The organism is Mesorhizobium sp. M0621 (assembly GCF_040320745.1).
Taxonomy (GTDB): Bacteria; Pseudomonadota; Alphaproteobacteria; order Rhizobiales; family Rhizobiaceae; genus Mesorhizobium.
The window spans coordinates 250,417-267,319 of record NZ_JAMYQF010000001.1; the positions used below are offsets into that span (position 1 = coordinate 250,417).

15 protein-coding genes are annotated in these 16,903 nt (G+C 62.8%); 7 read left to right on the top strand and 8 right to left on the bottom strand.

The features are described from left to right. The 4 genes from NKI38_RS01330 to NKI38_RS01345 form a co-directional block, all read right to left on the bottom strand. Positions 1–261: a hypothetical protein gene (locus NKI38_RS01330; RefSeq protein WP_352654125.1), complete on the bottom strand. Its 261-nt coding sequence runs from the start codon at positions 259–261 to the stop codon at positions 1–3. A 2-nt stretch (positions 262–263) separates the two neighbouring features. After that, a complete protein-coding gene (locus NKI38_RS01335; protein WP_352654127.1) occupies positions 264–1,499 on the bottom strand; it encodes an aminomethyl transferase family protein in 1,236 nt (411 codons plus the stop codon). Between the two features lie 210 nt (positions 1,500–1,709). Next, positions 1,710–3,275 carry a phytoene desaturase family protein gene (locus NKI38_RS01340; RefSeq protein WP_352654128.1) on the bottom strand — a complete coding sequence of 522 codons (1,566 nt, stop codon included), beginning with the start codon at positions 3,273–3,275 and terminating at the stop codon, positions 1,710–1,712. Further along, positions 3,262–4,881 (bottom strand): phytoene desaturase family protein, encoded by a 1,620-nt coding sequence (locus NKI38_RS01345; protein WP_352654130.1) that lies wholly within the window; start codon positions 4,879–4,881, stop codon positions 3,262–3,264. The genes NKI38_RS01340 and NKI38_RS01345 overlap by 14 nt, the downstream gene beginning before the upstream one ends. 200 nt (positions 4,882–5,081) lie before the next feature. Between NKI38_RS01345 and NKI38_RS01350 the strand changes: the two genes are divergently transcribed. From NKI38_RS01350 to NKI38_RS01370, 5 genes are all read left to right on the top strand, one after another. Further along, positions 5,082–5,876 carry a class I SAM-dependent methyltransferase gene (locus NKI38_RS01350; RefSeq protein ID WP_352654132.1) on the top strand — a complete coding sequence of 265 codons (795 nt, stop codon included), beginning with the start codon at positions 5,082–5,084 and terminating at the stop codon, positions 5,874–5,876. Positions 5,877–5,882: 6 nt separating this feature from the next. Beyond that, entirely contained in the window at positions 5,883–6,596 is a 714-nt protein-coding gene (betI, locus tag NKI38_RS01355) for a transcriptional regulator BetI (RefSeq protein WP_502899230.1), read from the top strand. A gap of 30 nt (positions 6,597–6,626) precedes the next feature. After that, on the top strand, positions 6,627–7,709 hold the full coding sequence (locus NKI38_RS01360) for an ABC transporter substrate-binding protein (RefSeq protein WP_352654136.1): 1,083 nt from the start codon (positions 6,627–6,629) through the stop codon (positions 7,707–7,709). Positions 7,710–7,824: 115 nt separating this feature from the next. Continuing rightward, complete coding sequence (locus tag NKI38_RS01365; RefSeq protein ID WP_352654138.1) at positions 7,825–8,901, top strand: extracellular solute-binding protein; 1,077 nt, start codon at positions 7,825–7,827, stop codon at positions 8,899–8,901. Continuing rightward, the gene (locus NKI38_RS01370) at positions 8,898–10,208 is read left to right on the top strand and encodes a flavin monoamine oxidase family protein (protein WP_352654139.1); all 1,311 of its coding nucleotides are present in this window, start codon (positions 8,898–8,900) and stop codon (positions 10,206–10,208) included. The genes NKI38_RS01365 and NKI38_RS01370 overlap by 4 nt, the downstream gene beginning before the upstream one ends. Here the strand turns inward: NKI38_RS01370 and NKI38_RS01375 are convergent. The 3 genes from NKI38_RS01375 to NKI38_RS01385 are packed head-to-tail and all read right to left on the bottom strand — an operon-like array spanning position 10,172 to position 13,000. Continuing rightward, the gene (locus NKI38_RS01375; protein WP_352654223.1) at positions 10,172–11,245 is read right to left on the bottom strand and encodes an ABC transporter ATP-binding protein; all 1,074 of its coding nucleotides are present in this window, start codon (positions 11,243–11,245) and stop codon (positions 10,172–10,174) included. The genes NKI38_RS01370 and NKI38_RS01375 overlap by 37 nt on opposite strands. Positions 11,246–11,261: 16 nt before the next feature. After that, positions 11,262–12,086, bottom strand: a complete 825-nt coding sequence (locus NKI38_RS01380; protein ID WP_352654141.1) for an ABC transporter permease — start codon at positions 12,084–12,086, stop codon at positions 11,262–11,264. Next, complete coding sequence (locus NKI38_RS01385) at positions 12,083–13,000, bottom strand: ABC transporter permease (RefSeq protein WP_352654143.1); 918 nt, start codon at positions 12,998–13,000, stop codon at positions 12,083–12,085. Before NKI38_RS01385 ends, NKI38_RS01380 begins: the two co-directional genes overlap by 4 nt. A 272-nt stretch (positions 13,001–13,272) precedes the next feature. Between NKI38_RS01385 and NKI38_RS01390 the strand changes: the two genes are divergently transcribed. After that, complete coding sequence (locus NKI38_RS01390; RefSeq protein ID WP_352654145.1) at positions 13,273–14,694, top strand: aminotransferase; 1,422 nt, start codon at positions 13,273–13,275, stop codon at positions 14,692–14,694. 34 nt (positions 14,695–14,728) lie between these two features. Here NKI38_RS01390 and NKI38_RS01395 read toward each other — a convergent pair whose 3' ends face one another. Beyond that, entirely contained in the window at positions 14,729–15,931 is a 1,203-nt protein-coding gene (locus tag NKI38_RS01395; protein WP_352654146.1) for an aromatic ring-hydroxylating oxygenase subunit alpha, read from the bottom strand. A gap of 496 nt (positions 15,932–16,427) precedes the next feature. Between NKI38_RS01395 and NKI38_RS01400 the strand changes: the two genes are divergently transcribed. Next, a complete protein-coding gene (locus tag NKI38_RS01400) occupies positions 16,428–16,838 on the top strand; it encodes a hypothetical protein (RefSeq protein ID WP_352654148.1) in 411 nt (136 codons plus the stop codon). Positions 16,839–16,903: the final 65 nt, after the last annotated feature.

The following is a 16,903-nucleotide window of genomic DNA, read 5'->3' on the forward strand; positions in this document are numbered from 1 at the left end:
CTACTCGAAGCCGATCCTTTTCAACCAGTCCTTGCCGACGCCGCGATCGCGAATGATCGGCAGCGGATCTTCCGAATCGAGCCGTGCGCAGATGCGGTAGACTTCGAGCGTTTCGGCGCTCATCTCGTCGCGCTTGTAGAAAAACATGGCCGCGGCATAGCGCGTGCGGCCGGACCATTTTTCGCCGAGCGGCGTGTTGACGAGCTCCCACTGCTCGGCGGCTTCCCGATCTTCTCTAGGCTTGTCGGCTTCGTCGGTCATGGTCAGAAGTCCGCCGGCGGGTTGGCGGTGCGGCGGTCGAGCTTGATGAACGGTCGCGCCACCACCTTGGCCCGCTTCATCAGCTTCTGATACTGCAGCTCGCGCATGGCGTAGATCTCGACCCAGAGGTCCTCGACAATTGTATCACCGTATGGCCGCGCCAGCGAGGCGATGGCGATGTTGCGCTTGGCCATCGGCGACCACATGGCGCCGCTGACCAGGCCAACCTCCTGGGCTTTCTTGTGGTAGACGATGGCGTGTTCGGCCGGGATGTTGCCCTCGATTTCCAGCCCGACCAGCACATGGCGCAGCTTGCGTTTGGTGCGAGCCTCGAGGATGGCACGACGGCCATTGAAATGGCCTTTTTCCAGGTCGATCATGAAGCCGAGCCCGATCTCGTCGGGCATGCGCAAGCGGTCGGCGCGGATGGCATGCTCGGCGGTGGTGAAATCCGCATTGGCAACGATTAGCCCGGCTTCGAGGCGGGCACGGTTGAGCGCGGTGTAACCGATAGCGCGGATGCCGCGCAGTTCACCTGATGTCATCAGCCGGTCCCACAGGCTCAGCGCCTTGCCGGCCGGCACGAACAGTTCGTAGCCGAGATCGCCGGTGAAGCCGGTGCGCGAAATCGTGACGCTATCCCCATCATGCGGGAAGTCGGCAAGATCGAATATTTTCAGCTTTTCGACGCCGGTGAAGCCGGCATCGCGCAGCACCGCAAAGGAAGTCGGCCCTTGCAAGGCGAGGCCCGCGATGGCTTCTGTCTCTTCCTCGACTGTGACGTCGAAGCCGCAGGCGCTGTCGAGCAGCCAGGGCAGATGCCGCTCCTGCGAACAGAGGCGGAAACGCGTCGATGACAGCCTAAACAGCATGCCGTCGTCGAGGACAAAACCCGCGTCGTCGCACCATGCGGTGTAGTGGACGCGGCCCGGTTTGAGCTTGGTGACGTCGCGTAGCGTCACACGATCTAGCAAGGCTTCGGCGTCCGGCCCTTCGATCCGGTATTTGATCATCGGCGAAATGTCGAACAGCGCCGCCTGGCTGCGGATGGCGAAATATTCGAGTTCCTCGTCCCACAGCGAGTGCGGCGCGCGGTAGCCGGCCCAATTGTACCAGTCCTGGGTTTTGGCCAGCGCGTCGATACGCGGCTGGAACGGCGTGCCCAGACGCAGCGTGCGGAAATGCGATTGGGCGGCGATGCGAGCTGCCGATGGGTCGATGGTGGGCTGGTGATTCATGATTGCGATCCTTCGCGCCCCCCTCTGTCCTGCCGGACATCTCCCCCACGAGGGGGGAGATTGGCCGTCATCGTGGCTTTCGCCAATCGCGAACGATCCAGGAATGAGTGAGGGCGCCGAAGCCTCTGATCTCCCCCCTCGTGGGGGAGATGTCCGGCAGGACAGAGGGGGGCGCCGTTGAGTGCCACGTTGGCCAGTCGAGAAACCATGTCACCCCTTCATCGCAATGATGCGTCGCGCCGCGTTGAGGCCAGGCGCACCGGACACACCGCCGCCCGGATGCGAGCCGGCGCCGGCCAGGAACAGGCCTTCGACCGGCGTGTTGTAGCCTGACCAGCCTGACACGGGCCGCGAGATCAGCATCTGGTCGGCCTGCAATTCGCCGTGGTGCCAGTGGCCGCCCGGCATGCGGTAGCGCGTTTCGATATCGGCTGGTGTCAGAAGCTCGGCATGGACGACGCTCTTGCCGATGCCAGGCGCGTGAGACTCGAGCTGCGCCATGATCGCCTTTAGGAATTTCGGCTTGCCGGCAGCCCAGCCCTGTTTCAACTGATAGGGCGCGTATTGCACGACCGCCGACAGCACGCAGGCGCCGTTGGGTGCTAGCGATGGATCGGCGAGGCTGGGCAGCGTGATCTCCATCACCGGCTCCGGCGAGAACTCCCCATATTTGGAGGGATTAAAGGCGCGTTCGACGTGATCGGGCGAGGGGGCGATGACCAGCCGGCCCTTGTGGCCGGCGGCATCGATGTCGCTGAATTGCGGCGGCCGGTCGAGCGCCAGGTTGAGCTTGGCCGCATCGCCCTTCATGCGGATGTTTTTCACCTTTCGCATGAAGCCGGTGTCGATCTCGCGCGGTCCAACGAGGTCGAGGAAAGTCGTCGCCGGATTGATGGCGGAGACGATCGTGCTGGCGCGCAGCACCTCGCCATTGTCGAGCGCGACGCCGACGGCGCGACCTTTCTCGACGATGATTTTTGCTACGGGCGCCGATGTGCGGATTTCGACGCCAGCCTTCTCCGCCGAGGCACGGATGGCGGCGACGACCGCGCCCATACCGCCCTTTGGCAGAACCTGGGCGCCGACCGCACCGGCGGTCTCGCCGGCCAGCCGATAGTAAAGGCCGAGCAATGAGGTCGGCGAAAGGGGGCCGAGGTGGCTGCCAAGCGTCGCATCGAAGGCTAGCAGACCTTTCAGCCTGATATCGGCAAGCTGCTCGTCGAGCAGGTCGGCAACGTTCATCAGCAGCACGCGCAGGAAGTCGCGCATGTCTTCCTTGCCGAGCTTCTTCAGCGCCAGCGCGGTCTGGCCGAGTGAAGCGGTTTCGAGCAGTGACATGCCGGCGAGATCGGGCGGTCGGCGGGAGAGGAACGGCTTCAGGATGCCGGCATAGCGCAGCAGCTGCGCGCGCAGGTCCTTCCATGCCGATTGCTCGGAGAGACTGGCGCCGGTCAGCACCTCGCCATAGGCGCCATGCAGGACCACCGGTGGGCCGTCCTTCGACAAAGCCACCGACGGCATGAAGTCGGCGCGTGCGACCCCTAGCCCATATTTCTCCAGCTCCAGCGTCTTCACCACGTCGGGATGTAGCCGGTTCAGCAGATGGGCGATCGAAGAGACCCGGAAGCCCGGTGCGAATTCCTCGGTGCGTGCGGCGCCGCCGACGTCGGCGCGGGCTTCCAGCACGAGCACCTTGCGGCCGGCGTTTGCCAACGTGGCAGCGGCGACGAGGCCGTTGTGGCCGCCGCCAATGACAATGGCATCAAATGACGTCATGGGCCGGGCTCATATGCGAGGTGGATTTGGCAAGATCGCGCAGGATTTCCGCAGCGGCGTTGCGGCCTGGGGCGCCCATGACGCCGCCGCCGGGATGGGTCGAGGAGCCGCACATGTAGAGGCCGCCAACCGGCGAACGGTATTGCGCGTAGCCCGGCACCGGCCGGTTGAACAGAAGCTGGTCGAAGGTCAGTTCGCCCTGGAAGATATTGCCTTCGGTGAGGCCGACTTCCGCCTCGATCTCGCGCGGCGTGCGCACCTCCATGTGGACGATGCGGTCGCGGAAGCCTGGCGAATACTCCGCGATCTGCGCAATTACGCTTTCGGCGAAGCCGTCTCGGTCGGCATTGGTCCATTCGCGGCCGTTCACCTTTGGCGGGGCGTATTGCACGAAGCAGCTCATGAAGTGCTTTCCGGGTGGCGCCATGGTCGGGTCGAGCGTCGTTGGGATGACCATGTCGAGGAAGGGGTCGGCCGACCAGCGCCCGGCCTTCCAGTCGTCATAGGCGCGCTCCATGCGCTCCATCGAATCGGTGAAATGCATGTCGCCGCGATAGACCGGCGAATCCTTCGGCAGTGCCGGGAATTCCGGCAGCGAATCGAGCGCGATGTTGACCTTGCCGGAGGAGCCGCGGATCTTGAAGTTCCTGACCCGGCGCAGGAAAATGTCGGGCAGTTCCTTTTCCTCGACCAGTTTGAGGAAAGTGCGCTTCACGTCGGCATTGGAGACGACGAGCTTGCCGTAAATCTCCTCACCGCCGGCCAGCACCACGCCCTTGGCCTTGCCACGTTGGACAAGCACATGGTCGACCTCGGCGCCGGTGCGGATGGTTCCGCCCGACGCCTTGAAGGATGCGGCCAGTGCCTTGGTCACCGCGCCCATGCCGCCGCGCGCATAGCCCCAGGCGCCGACCGAGCCGTCGACCTCGCCCATATAGTGGTGCAAAAGCACGTAAGCCGAGCCCGGCGACATCGGCCCGAGTGCGGTGCCGATGATGCCGGACAGAGCGAAGTTCGCCTTGATGACGTCGGTCTCGAAATACTCGTCGAGGAATTCCGAGATCGACATGGTCCAGAAGCGCAGCGTCAGCGCCATTTCCTCAGCCGACAGGCCGGCGAATTTCTTGCCGAGATAAAGCAGCTCACCAAGGTCGCGCGGCCGCAGGCTGGTCGGGTCGGGCGCGGTGCGCATCAGCAGCGGTTGGATGAAGCGGCACTGCCGCGTCACGTCGCGGGCGTAACGGTCATAGGCTTCGGCGTCGCGCTTGGAAAAGCGGGCGAACTCGCGCCGGTGGGCGTCGTGATCGCGGTAGTTGGCAAGGTAGTCGCCGTCGCGGGTGAACACCGCGCCACCCTCGTAGGAGATGACCTGCAGGCCGAAGCGCGGCAGTTCGAGGTCGCGCATGATCTCGGGGCGAAACAGCGAACAGACATAGGAGCAGTTGGAGTAGAGGAAGCCCGGCGTCAGTTCGCGGCTGGTGGCGGCGCCGCCGACCCAGTCGTTCTTCTCGACCACCAGCACGTCGAGGCCGGCGCGCTGCAGATAGCAGGCGTTGACAAGGCCGTTATGTCCGCCGCCGATGATGATCGCGTCCCAAGCTTTCATTTTGGCCAAGTCTTCCCGTGCGACCCGCTCTTCATTTTTGCGTGATCTGTTCCCGAATGCGTGGAATTTGGCATGGCAGCCGGCATTTTGTCCAGCCATATTGAATGAATGTTCAACAAATGGTGTTGCGTTTTCCCTGACATGCGCTACGCTTTGCCGGCGTTCTAAAGTTCTGAAATCGGCTGACGGGACGACATCCGATGATCGAAAGGGCAGATGCCGAGCCGGAGTATGACGACACCGCCATCCGCTTCCTCGAGGCGCTGTGGGGCGATGGCTATCTGTCGCCCGGCGGGCCTGATGAGGTCGACCGGGTGGTCGAAGGGCTTTCGCTCAAGGGCAAGACGATCCTCGACATCGGCTGCGGCTCAGGCGGTATCACGCTGCATCTGGTCGAGCGCCACGGTGCCGCCCAGGCCACCGGTTTCGATGTTGAACAGCCGGTGATCGAGACGGCGAGACAACGGGCCGCTGCGCGAGGGCTCGCGGATCGTGTCAGCTTCATCCAGGCACCGCCGGGGCGGCTGCCTTTCGCCGATCGCTCCTTCGATATCGTGTTCTCCAAGGATGCACTGCTGCATGCGCCGGACAAGGACGCGCTGTTTGCCGAAATCTTCCGGGTGCTCAGGCCGGGCGGCGTCTTTGCCGCCTCCAACTGGATGATCTCGCATGACAGTGAGCCATCGCCCGAGATGAAGGCCTATATCGCGGCCGAAGGGCTCTCCTTCGCCATGGCATCGCCGGCACGCTATGCGCAGGCGATGCGTCGCGCCGGCTTCGCCGATGTCACCGTCAGGGACCGCAATCCCTGGTATCGCGATGTCGCGCGCGGCGAGTTGGAGAAGCTGAAGGGGCCGCTCTATCCAACGGTCGCGGCCGCTGTTGGCGCAGCCTATGTCGACAAGAACATACGAACCTGGGAAGCCATGCAGAAGGTGCTTGACAGTGGTGAACACCGTCCCACTCATCTTCGCGGTCGAAAGCCGGTTGGATAGCCGGCGATGCTGGAGACCATCAGACCCATGAAGACAACAGTCGCCAAGGAAGCCCTCCTTGAATCGGCGCGGAGAAGCGAGGCCGAAAAGCGAGGGCGCAAGGCCTCGAAGGAGGTCAGGCAGCTTCAGCTCATCGAGGCGACGATCGATTCACTGGCCAAGCGCGGCTATTCGGAAACGACGATGGCCGATGTCGCCGACGGCGCGGGCCTGTCGCGCGGCATCGTCAATTTCCATTTCGAGAGCAAGGAAAAGCTGCTCATCGCGACCTTGCAGCATATGTATGACGAGTATTCGGCGCACTGGCGCAACGCCCTGCAGAAGGCTGGGAATGACCCCGCCAATCAGCTCCAGGCCCTGGTCGCGGCCGATTTCGACCGTTCGATTTGTAACAAGCGAAAGCTCGCCGCCTGGTGCGCCTTTTGGGGCGAGGCCAAGTCGCGGCCGACCTATCAGGCGCTGAGCAGTGCGCGCGATGCCGTCTATCAGACCATCTTCATCGACCTGTGCGTGACGCTCAAGCAGAGCGGCGGTTATGCCTATGAACCGCAGGTGATGGCACTGGCGCTCAGCGCCATGCTCGAAGGGCTGTGGCTGCGGTTGATGATGGGGACCGAGGACACCACCCGCGAGAGCGCGCTGCAAGCAGCCAACGAATTCCTGTCGGCGGCCTTCCCGAAACACTATCCGTCGAAGGCCGCCGGCACCACGAAACCATAAGAACACCAGAACAAAGCAGAGGATGGAACAATGAAAAAACTGACCCGACGCCTGACATTGACCCTGGCGCTGACTGGTGCGCTGGCGGCTTCGGCCGCAGCACAGGCAGTCGCCGCCGACAAGGACCTGGTCGTGTTCGACTGGTCCGGTTACGAGGACCCCGGCTTCCATCCGAAATATGTCGAGAAGAACGGCGACTCGCCGACCTTCGCCTTCTTCGGCGACGAGGACGAGGCGTTCGAGAAGGTTCGCTCCGGCTTCAAGGCCGATCTCGGCCATCCCTGTTCGCAGAGCGTGGTGAAATGGCGCGAGGCCGGCCTGCTGCAGCCGCTCGACACGTCGAAGATCACAGGCTGGAAAGACCTCAATCCCGGCATCATGGCGATGAAGGACCTTGCCACCACGCCGGACGGCAAGGCGTGGTTCATGCCCTGGGACTGGGGCAATACCCAGCTCACCTACAATACCTCCAAGATCGACGCCAAGGACGTGCAATCGCTGAAGGCTTTTGCCGATCCCAAGTTCAAGGGCAGAGTGTCGATCGGCGACAATGTCGACGACGCCTATGCGCTGGCGAGCCTCGCCATCGGCGTCAAGGACTGGACCAAGATGACCGACGACCAGTTCAAGCAGGCATCCGATTTCCTGCGTCAGGTGCATAAGAACATCCGCTCCTACTGGACCGACACCACCGACGTCGTGCAGCTGCTGAGCGGTGGCGAGGTCGACCTCGCCTGGGCCTGGAATGACGCCACCGTACAGTCGGTCGCCGCCGGCGTGCCGATCATGGCGAAGAAGGACACCGACGAAGGCATCTCGACCTGGGTCTGCGGCTATGTGCTGTTCAAGGACGCGCCCGGCAACATCGACAAGGCCTATGATTATCTGAACGCGGTCGACGATCCGGAGACCGCCAAGGTGCTGGTCAAGGACTGGGGCTATGGCCAGGCCAACGCCAAGGGCATGGCCGGCGTCGATCAGGCGGTGCTGAAGGAAAAGGGCTATGACGACGTGCAGAAATTCGTCGACAAGACGCTGTTCCAGTCGCCGGTGCCGTCCGACCTCAAGCTGAAGATGATCGCCGAGTTCGAGAAGATCAAAGCCGGCTACTGAGCCCAGTTCTGGGCGTCCCGTCTGCGCGCCCATCGGGCGGCAGACGGGCTCGCCAAAGTCTGGGAATTCTCCTAACCTGGCGGTGATGTTTTCGCGACCGGGGGAATTCTCAGCCATGAAATCGATGCTACGCCGCCTTGCCCTTGCCGCCGCGTGCATGATCGGTGCCGGCGCGGTCTATGCCTCCGCCGAAGGCGGCGGCGATCTCGTGGTGTTCGACTGGTCGGGCTATGAAGATCCGCTGCTGTATCCCGCCTACACCGCCAAATACGGCGCCGAACCGACCTTCGCTTTCTTCGGCGACGAGGACGAAGCGTTCGAGAAGATGCGGGCGGGCTTCAAGGCCGACATCGCCCACCCCTGCTCGCAAAGCGTTGTCAAATGGCGCGAGGCCGGGATGCTGCAGCCGCTCGACACCTCCAGGATATCAGGCTGGAAGGACCTCAATCCCGGCATCATGGCGATGAAGGATCTCGCTGTCACCGCTGACGGCAAGGCCTGGTTCATGCCGTTCGACTGGGGCAATACCTCGCTGCTCTACCGCACCGACAAGGTGACGGCGGAAGAGGCGCAATCGCTCAGGATCTTCGCCGATCCCAAGTTCAAGGGCCGCGTCACCATCGGCGACAATGTCGACGACGCCTATGCCTTGGCGAGCCTGGTGATCGGCCTCAAGGACTGGACCAAGATGACCGACGCGCAGTTCCAGGAGGCATCCGCCTTCCTGCGCGACGTGCACAAGAACATCCGCTTCTACTGGACCGACGACACCGACCTCAACCAAGCTTTTATCGGCAATGAGGTCGATCTCGTCTGGGGCTGGAACGAGACCTTCGTGACGCTCAAAGGGCAAGGCACGCCGATCGCCATGAACCGCGACACCAAGGAAGGGATTTCCACCTGGGTGTGCGGTTATGTGCTGATGAAGGACGCGCCCGGCAAGCTCGACGAAGCCTATGAATTTCTGAGCGCCGTCAATGCACCCGGCGTGTCGGACTACCTGGTCAAGACCTTCGGCTACGGCCACGGCAATGGCGCCGGCATGGGAGCGATCGACCACAAGGTGCTGACCGAGCGCGGCTTAGACAATCTCGACAAGTTTCTCGACAAGACGCTGTTCCAGCAGCCGGTGACGCCGGAGCTTAAGCAGCGCATGGTCGCCGAGTTCGAGAAGATGAAGGCCGGCTATTGAACAGCGAACCGGAAAGAACCGATGTCGTCATCGTCGGCGCCGGCTTCACCGGCCTGTCGGCAGCACTTGAGCTGAAGGCAGCCGGCATCGATTTCTTCCTGCTCGAAGCACACGATCGCGTCGGCGGGCGGGTCGAGTCCATGGAGATAGGCGACGGAGAGCGTATCGACAGCGGCGGTCAGTTCCTGTGCGAGGATATGCCGGCGCTGATGGCGTTGGTTGAGGAGCACGGCAAGACGCTGGTCGAGACCTATGTCGACGGCGAATTCGTCGCCCAGCCGGCCATGTCTGCCCGAGAGGCGGAACGAACCTATGTCGGCTCGATGGGGATCCGCGATCGCATGAACGCGATCGCGCCTGATGATCCTGATATCGCCGGCTTATCAGTCGCCGCGTGGCTCGATCGCCAGGACGACCCCGAGGACGGCAAGGCAGCCTTTCGCTCGATGATCGAAGGTCTATGGTGCCAAGCACTGGAGAAGCTGCCGCTTTGGCACCTCATCGACAATGATCGCCGTATCACCAACGAGGTGTCGGAGCTGCAATACTTTCTCGCAGAGACGATGCATTCGCTGGCGGAGGATTTGGCTCGAGATCTGGGCGGCCGGGTGCGGCTTGGCGCGCATGTCACGCGCATCGAGCAAGACGCAAATGGCGTGTCCGTCCATGCCGGCGCGGGTTCGATAGGGGCTCGTTGCCTGCTCGTCGCCGTGCCGCCAGTCATGGCGTCGAGGATCGACTATTCGCCGCCACTGCCGGCGGCCCTGGAGAAAGCACTCGGCGTCTGGCGGAGCGGTACGGTGATCAAGGTACTGGTGCGCTATCCCACCGCCTTCTGGCGAGCCAAGGGCTTGAGCGGCATGGTGATGTGGCGCGACCAGCCGGGTTTGTTTGCCTGCGACGCCAGCAAGGATGACGATCATCCGGCGCTGGTGGTTTTCATTGGCGGTCCGTCTGCCATGGAATGGCGTGGCTTTGGGCAGGAGGGCCTCCGCACCAGAATTGCGGCGCGTCTCGTTGCGGCACTCGGTCCAGAAGCTGCAAAATGGGTCGGCTTTGCCGTCCGATACTGGTTCGACGACGAAGGCAGCGTTGGCGGCTACAGCGACCTCATCGTCGACATGGATGCGACCGACGCCGAGCGTATAATCCGAGCCGGCGCGCCAGCGATGCATTTCGCTAGTTCAGAACTGTCGCCGTCATTTCCGGGCTATGTCGAAGGCGCGGTCGTCGCCGGGCGGATCGCCGCGCGCAATATCATCACGGAAGTTCAGTCGGCCATCGCCACCAGCGCTTCCGGGTCGTAGGCGAGGCGGATAGAGGTTCCCACCGGTATGTCGTCGGCACCGAAATCGTTGGTTTCGGTCACCGACAGCGGCTTTTCCAGGCCCGGTATCTCGACAATCAGATGGGTGATCTCGCCGAAATAGTGGCGTTCGACCACCTTGCCGGCGACCTCGAACTTGGCCGTCGCATTGTCCCACAGCACGCGCAGGCGCTCGGGCCTGATGCCGAGCGTGGCGCCGCCGCCATTGCGCACAAAAGCCTTCGGCTTGTCGGTCTTGATCCGGCCGAAGCCCAGCGTATCGACGACCAGCGACGCGCCGTTCTCCTCGACAATCTCCGCCTTGACGAAATTCATGCCGCCGAGGAAGTCGGCGACCTGGCGGGTGACCGGCCGCTGGTAGATTTCTTTCGGCGAAGCGACCTGCGCGATCCTGCCGCCGAACATCACGGCGATGCGGTCGGACATGGCGAGCGCTTCATACTGGTCGTGGGTAACTAGCACGAAGGTGATGCCGACGGCCTGTTGGAGGCGGCGCAGCTCGACCTGCATTTGCTCGCGCAATTTCTTGTCGAGCGCCGACAGCGGTTCGTCGAGCAGCAGCACCTTGGGGCGCATGACCAGCGCGCGGGCGAGGGCCACGCGCTGCCGCTGGCCTCCGGAAAGCTCGGTGGCCAGGCGCTTGCCGAGCCCGGTCAGCGAGACCTGCGCCAGCGCCTCCTCGACGCGGCGCTTTTCCTCGCCGCCCTGCAGCTTCAGTCGCTTCAGCCCATAGGCGACGTTCTGCTCGACATTGAGATGCGGGAAGATCGCATAGCTCTGGAAGACCATGTTGGTTGGCCGGCGATTGGCCGGGATGCCTTCCATCGGCTGGCCGCCGACCGAGATCGAGCCGCTGGTCGGATTGTCGAAGCCGGCGATCATGCGCAGCAGCGTGGTCTTGCCGCAACCGGAGGGACCGAGCAGCGAGAAGAACTCGCCTTCGCGGATGGTCAGGGAGGCGTCGTCGAGCGCCTTGAACGCGCCGTAGCTGCGGGTGACGTTCTTGATCTCGATCATGGATCGCTTCTGCTGCTCAGGCATAGAGGCCTCCCTCGTTCTGGGTGCGTCTGGCCGCACGGCGACGCAGGATTTCGGCGACGGTCATCAGCAGGAAGGAGGCGACCAGCAACAGCGTGCCCAGCGCCAGCACGCCGGGCAGCTTCGCCGCGAAGCGCAGCTGGCCCCAGATGTAGATCGGCAGCGTCGCCTCGGTGCCGGTGAGGAAGAAGGCGATGATGAATTCGTCGAGCGAGATGGTGAAGCAGACGAGCAGGCTGGAGATGATGGCCGGCGCCACCATTGGCAATGTTACCCGCCGGAAGGTGCCGAAGGCGCTCTCGCCGAGGTCGGCGGAGGCTTCCTCCAGGCTGCGGTCGAAGCCTTCGAAGCCGGAGGTCAGCACCGTCATCGAATAGGGAATGCAGACGAGCACATGGCCGAGCACGACGGTGAACAGCGACAGGCTCAAGCCAAGCTGCAGCATTACCAGCAGCATCGAGATGGCGACGATGATTTCCGGCAGCACCAGCGGCGCCATGATCAGGCCGTTGATGGTGCGACGGCCGGGATAGCGGTAGCGGGTGATCGAGCGGGCGGCGAGGATGCCGAGCACGGTGGACAGGATCGCTGCCGAGACGCCAACGATAAGGCTGTTCCAGGTGGCGTCGAGCAGCGCCGGCGTGCGCGGCAGGTCCTCGTACCAATGCAAGGTGAAGCCGGTGAGCGGAAATTTTGGTGTCGCCGCGGTGTTGACCGAGAAGATCGGCAGGAAAATGACAGGCAGATAGAGGAACACGACGTAGAGAAACGCATAGGTGGCCAGCCAGCCGCCGGATAGGAAGCGCCGCATCGCAATCATCGCGCCAGCCTCTGGACGGCGCGAATGATCAGCACCGTGGCGCCCGCCATCAGCGTCACGATCAACATGGTGGTGACGGAAAGGGCCGCACCCAGCGGCCAGTTGGAGGCCTTGCCGAACTGCGCCTGTATCGCGTTGGCGATCATAACGCCGTCCTTGCCGCCGACCAGCTTCGGCGTGACGTAGTCGCCGACGGTCGGGATCATGACGATCAGCGCCGCCGAGATGACGCCTGGCGCCGACAATGGCAAGGTCACGCGCAGGAACGAGCGCAGCGGGCCGTCACCGAGATCGGTGGCTGCCTCGACCAGCGTGCGGTCGACCTTTTCCAGCGAGACGAAGATCGGCAGGATGGCGAAGGCCGCCCAGGCATGGGTGAGCGTGATGATGACGGCGCTCGAATTGTAGAGCAGCGCCGTTGACGGCTCGTCGATGATGCCTAGGCCCATCAGGCCGGAATTGAGGACGCCGTTGTAACCGAGGATGACCTTCCACGACATCACCCGCAGCAGATAACTGGTCCAGAACGGGATGGTGATGAGAAACAGCCACAGGCTCTTATGGCGACCGCCATGGAACGAAATGAAGTAGGCGACCGGATAGGCCAAAAGGACGGTGAGCAGGCTGACCGTCAGCGATATGTAGAGCGAGCGCCACAGGAGATCACGGTAGATCGGCTCGGTCAGCGCGACGCGGTAGTTTTCCAGCGTGAAGGTGCGGTCGATGGTCAGGTAGTGCTGTGTCCAGAAGGAATGCGCGATGACCACCAGGATCGGCAGGACCAGAAGGATAAGCGCGTAGATGAAGGTCGGGCTGATCAGGGCGAGGCCCTGCACGGGTTCGGACTGCAGAAGGGCATTTCGTCTGGCCCGCGTCATGCGCAACGGGGGTGCCCCTTCCGCAGCCGCCGTCATTGCCAGGCTCCGGGAGACAGGGGCCCGGGTGCGATCTCGGTTGCTGGCCTGGACTGTCCCGCCATGCGGCATCCCATTGTGCTGGTGCCGGCTGCTTGTTCCCCTTGCCGGCTTTCTTTCATCATGCGCGCATCCTTGGATTGAAATCAAGCTCTAATTCTGCAATATTGATTGAACGGACATTCAAAATGAAGTGAAGAAAGCCGCTGTTTCCAATGCTTGGCATCTCATTTCATGATCGATGAAATTCTGTGAAGCAATGTGAGGCGACAATGGCTGCGGCAAGAGACCTGAAGGCGACCGGGATGGCCGGTACGGAGCCCGGCGACGATGCCGTCGAACTGGCCAAGCACCATCTCATCCAGCCCTGGCCGTTCGCCGGCTCAGTCGGCGCTGAGGCGCGCGCGCTGATCGGCGAGGGCGACGGCATCTACATCACCGACAGCACCGGCAAGCGGCTGATCGACGGGCCGGCCGGCATGTGGTGCGTCAATGTCGGCCACCGCCGCGAGGAACTCGCCAGGGTGATGTACGACCAGGCGATGGCGCTGTCCTACAACACGCCGTGGTACACGATGAACGCGCCGTCGGCGGAACTTGCCAGGCGCATCGCCGGCCACGCGCCAGGCGATCTCAGCCATGTCTTCTACACCACCGGCGGCTCTTCGGCCGTGGAGACGGCGCTGCGCTTCATGCAGTTCTACAACAATGTGCGCGGCCGGCCGGAAAAGAAGCTGATCCTATCCCGCGGCGGCGCCTATCACGGCTCGACCTATCTGTCGGCCTCGCTCAACGGCCGCCCGCGCGACCGCGACTGGATGGACGGCGCCGACGAACTGGTGATCAAGCTGTCCTCGCCCGATCCGTTCCGCCGTCCGCACGGCATGAACCTAGCCGCCTTCACCGATTTCCTGGTCGATCAGTTCCGCGACACGCTCGCCCGTGTCGGCGCCGACAGAATCGGCGCCTTCGTCGGCGAGCCGGTGCAGGCATCCGGCGGTGTCGTCGTGCCGCCAGACGGCTATCTCAAGCGCATCCGCCAGATCTGCCGCGACAACGACATCCTCTATGTCTCCGACGAGGTGGTGACGGCCTTCGGCCGGCTCGGTCACGTCTTTGCTTCGGGCGAAATGTTCGGCATCGATCCTGACATGATCACTTTCGCCAAGGGCGTCACCTCGGGCTATTTCCCGCTCGGCGGCGTCATCATCTCGGAGCGGCTGCTGGAAGAGCTGCGGCGCTCGAACCATCCCGATGCGATGTTCGGCCACGGCCTGACCTACACCAGCCATCCCGTCGGCTGTGCCGTGGCGTTGAAGAACCTCGATCTGCTGGAAGAGGGCGTGCTTGCCCACACGCAGGCGGTCGCGCCTTATTTCCAGGCGCAGCTAAAGACACTGGAAGAATTGCCGCTGGTCGGCGAGGTGCGAGGCCTCGGCCTGATGGGTTGCGTCGAGTGCGTGGCGGACCGCGAAAGCAAGGACCCGCTGCAGCTCGACAAGGATGTAGGAAAACGCATCGACGCACATTGCCATGAGCTCGGCCTTTTGGTCCGGCCGCTGATCAACATGTGCGTGATGTCGCCGCCGCTGGTCATCACCCGCGAGCAGATCGACGACATGGTCGGCATTCTGCGGGAAGGCATTTCGAGGACGATGGATGATTTGAGGAAAGAGGGCGTGTGGCGGGGGTGACAGCCAATCTCCCCCGGGGAGATCGGCAGCTTGGCTACGACCGCGACCTCAGCGCGTCGTTCAAGTTCCACATGTCCTTCTCCTCGGGCGCGGTCTCCAAGGCCAGCACCGGCAGCATCTTGCGCAGATGGTCGTGGTGGGTGCGCACGCCGTATTCGAGGTCCGAGAGATAAAAGCCCTCGAAGGCTTCGGACAGCATGGATTCGTTCGACCACACCGAGAGCTGGACGTCTTCCGACATGGTGTCGCGGTCGATGCGGAAGGAGAGGTAGCGGGCGGCGGCCTGTTCGCGGCTTTCATCGCGGTAGCGGTATATGGCGCCGCGCAGCAGGGTCTGCCCGGTCGACAGCGGGAACTCCTGATAGAACTGCACCGATTCCGGCATCACCGAAATGACCGCATTGGGGAAGATGCCGTAATAGACCCAGGCCTTTTTCAGATAGTCGGGCAGATGCGCTGGTTCGGGCGCGATCTTGACGTAGTTCTTGACGCTCCAGCGCCGGCCGGCATGCGGGTTGTAGGTGGCGAATGAGCGTGACACGCCGTTGATGAAGGGCTCGTCGAAATAGGTGGCGCCATAGAGATCCTGCAAGGCAGGATGCGCCATGGCGACGTGATAACCCTCATTGTCGACATCGCGCACCGACTTCCAGTTGACCGGCGTCTTCTGGCTCCAGGTGCCCCAGGAGGGCACCATGTCGGTGGCGTTGTAATGCGCGAATTCCGGCTCGATCGGCTTCATCAGTTCGGCGACCGACGGCTGCGGCCCGCCATTGCGAAAGCGGATGAAGATGAAGCCCATCCAGACTTCCAGATCGAGCGGCATCAAGCCGAACTCGGTCTTGTCGAGGTCGGGGAAGGAACGCGGGCGTGCGGCACCGCGTAGCGTGCCGTCAAGATTGTAGACCCAGCCATGGAACGGGCACACCAGCGCGTTCTTGCAATTGCCCTGGCTGTCGGCGACGACGCGGCTGCCGCGATGGCGACACATGTTGTTGAAGCCGCGCACGACGCCATCCTTGCCGCGTACGACCAGGGCACGTTCGCCAACCACATCCATGGTCAGGTAATCGCCGGCATTTGGTATGTCGCTGACATGTCCGACGATCTGCCAGTGATTGCGGAAAACATGCTCCTTCTCGAGCTCGAGAAGGGCATCCGAATGGTAACTCCAGCCCGGCAGTCCCCGCCGGTCCCAATCGTTGGGGATCGCCACGTCGCGGAGGTGCGGGTTCATAAAACGTCTCTTCTTTTTATTGAATACTTATTCAATAAAATCATATTTCTCATTGAAATGCAATGGTTTGTGAAAATTCGGCTGCTTCCGTGCCGGAATCTCCATGCTGTTCGAGGCCGAAATACACACAAATGTCGGCCCGGAAAATCCCGGAGAATCCGGGTGTTAGTCGGAGTTTCGGGCATGCCGTCTGGGCCCGACTTTGCGAAGCGAACAGAGTGCAGGACAAACGCTTCCCCGAGGGCGAAAATGGCTTCGCTATTCTTCGATCGGTCCGCTGGTTCACAGGCATTCGGATCAGCACGGTCGGCCGTAACTAGGCCGAAAATCGCCCGCCGGCATGATGAGCGCGTCGATGTGCCCGGTTTCGCCCGATTTTGCCCGAAATACTGTTTCAGGCTCGTTACATTGTCAGTCTCGCACCACCGTTGCCTTGTTACAAAGCGCGGCTAAGTTCGATTCATCACCAAAAAGAAACTCAGCGAAGGGGAAGGCAATGCATGCGAAAATCCAGACGATCCGCGGCGAGTGCCGCCTTCAGGCTCCAGGGCGCAATGACCGCCGTCCGAAACTGGCGCTGCGCCAGCGGGCCAGCGACCACCCCATGGCGATGTTCATGGTGCTGGCTGCTTGCGCCTTCGTCGGCATGGCGTTTACGCCGACAATCGGGCCGGCCTTTGCTTCGTTGACTCCGCCGGCCAACCTCGTCGAGGGCGCGCAGACGACGACCAGGACCGCGCGTCTGCCGATGCCGGTGACCGACTTCGCCTGCAAGGGCCAGGCCTGGGGCGCCGAGAGCATCGATTGCCTGCGCGCCATCGCCGAGCAGTCCGGAGCGCACAAGACCCGCGCGATCCGCATGATCGCCAACGCCGCGCCGTTGACCGGCACGCCGAATATTTTCTGATTTTTCGTCGAAGCCTGATCCCGAAACCGGTTCCCACTTTGGGATCATGCTTTGAACTCCCCGAG

Coding starts and splice junctions, on each gene's coding strand:
- NKI38_RS01330 (WP_352654125.1), bottom strand. CDS start 261: ATGACCGACGAAGCCGACAAGCCTAGAGAAGATCGGGAAGCCGCCGAG.
- NKI38_RS01335 (WP_352654127.1), bottom strand. CDS start 1,499: ATGAATCACCAGCCCACCATCGACCCATCGGCAGCTCGCATCGCCGCC.
- NKI38_RS01340 (WP_352654128.1), bottom strand. CDS start 3,275: ATGACGTCATTTGATGCCATTGTCATTGGCGGCGGCCACAACGGCCTC.
- NKI38_RS01345 (WP_352654130.1), bottom strand. CDS start 4,881: ATGAAAGCTTGGGACGCGATCATCATCGGCGGCGGACATAACGGCCTT.
- NKI38_RS01350 (WP_352654132.1), top strand. CDS start 5,082: ATGATCGAAAGGGCAGATGCCGAGCCGGAGTATGACGACACCGCCATC.
- betI (WP_502899230.1), top strand. CDS start 5,883: ATGCTGGAGACCATCAGACCCATGAAGACAACAGTCGCCAAGGAAGCC.
- NKI38_RS01360 (WP_352654136.1), top strand. CDS start 6,627: ATGAAAAAACTGACCCGACGCCTGACATTGACCCTGGCGCTGACTGGT.
- NKI38_RS01365 (WP_352654138.1), top strand. CDS start 7,825: ATGAAATCGATGCTACGCCGCCTTGCCCTTGCCGCCGCGTGCATGATC.
- NKI38_RS01375 (WP_352654223.1), bottom strand. CDS start 11,245: ATGATCGAGATCAAGAACGTCACCCGCAGCTACGGCGCGTTCAAGGCG.
- NKI38_RS01380 (WP_352654141.1), bottom strand. CDS start 12,086: ATGATTGCGATGCGGCGCTTCCTATCCGGCGGCTGGCTGGCCACCTAT.
- NKI38_RS01385 (WP_352654143.1), bottom strand. CDS start 13,000: ATGACGGCGGCTGCGGAAGGGGCACCCCCGTTGCGCATGACGCGGGCC.
- NKI38_RS01390 (WP_352654145.1), top strand. CDS start 13,273: ATGGCTGCGGCAAGAGACCTGAAGGCGACCGGGATGGCCGGTACGGAG.
- NKI38_RS01395 (WP_352654146.1), bottom strand. CDS start 15,931: ATGAACCCGCACCTCCGCGACGTGGCGATCCCCAACGATTGGGACCGG.
- NKI38_RS01400 (WP_352654148.1), top strand. CDS start 16,428: ATGCATGCGAAAATCCAGACGATCCGCGGCGAGTGCCGCCTTCAGGCT.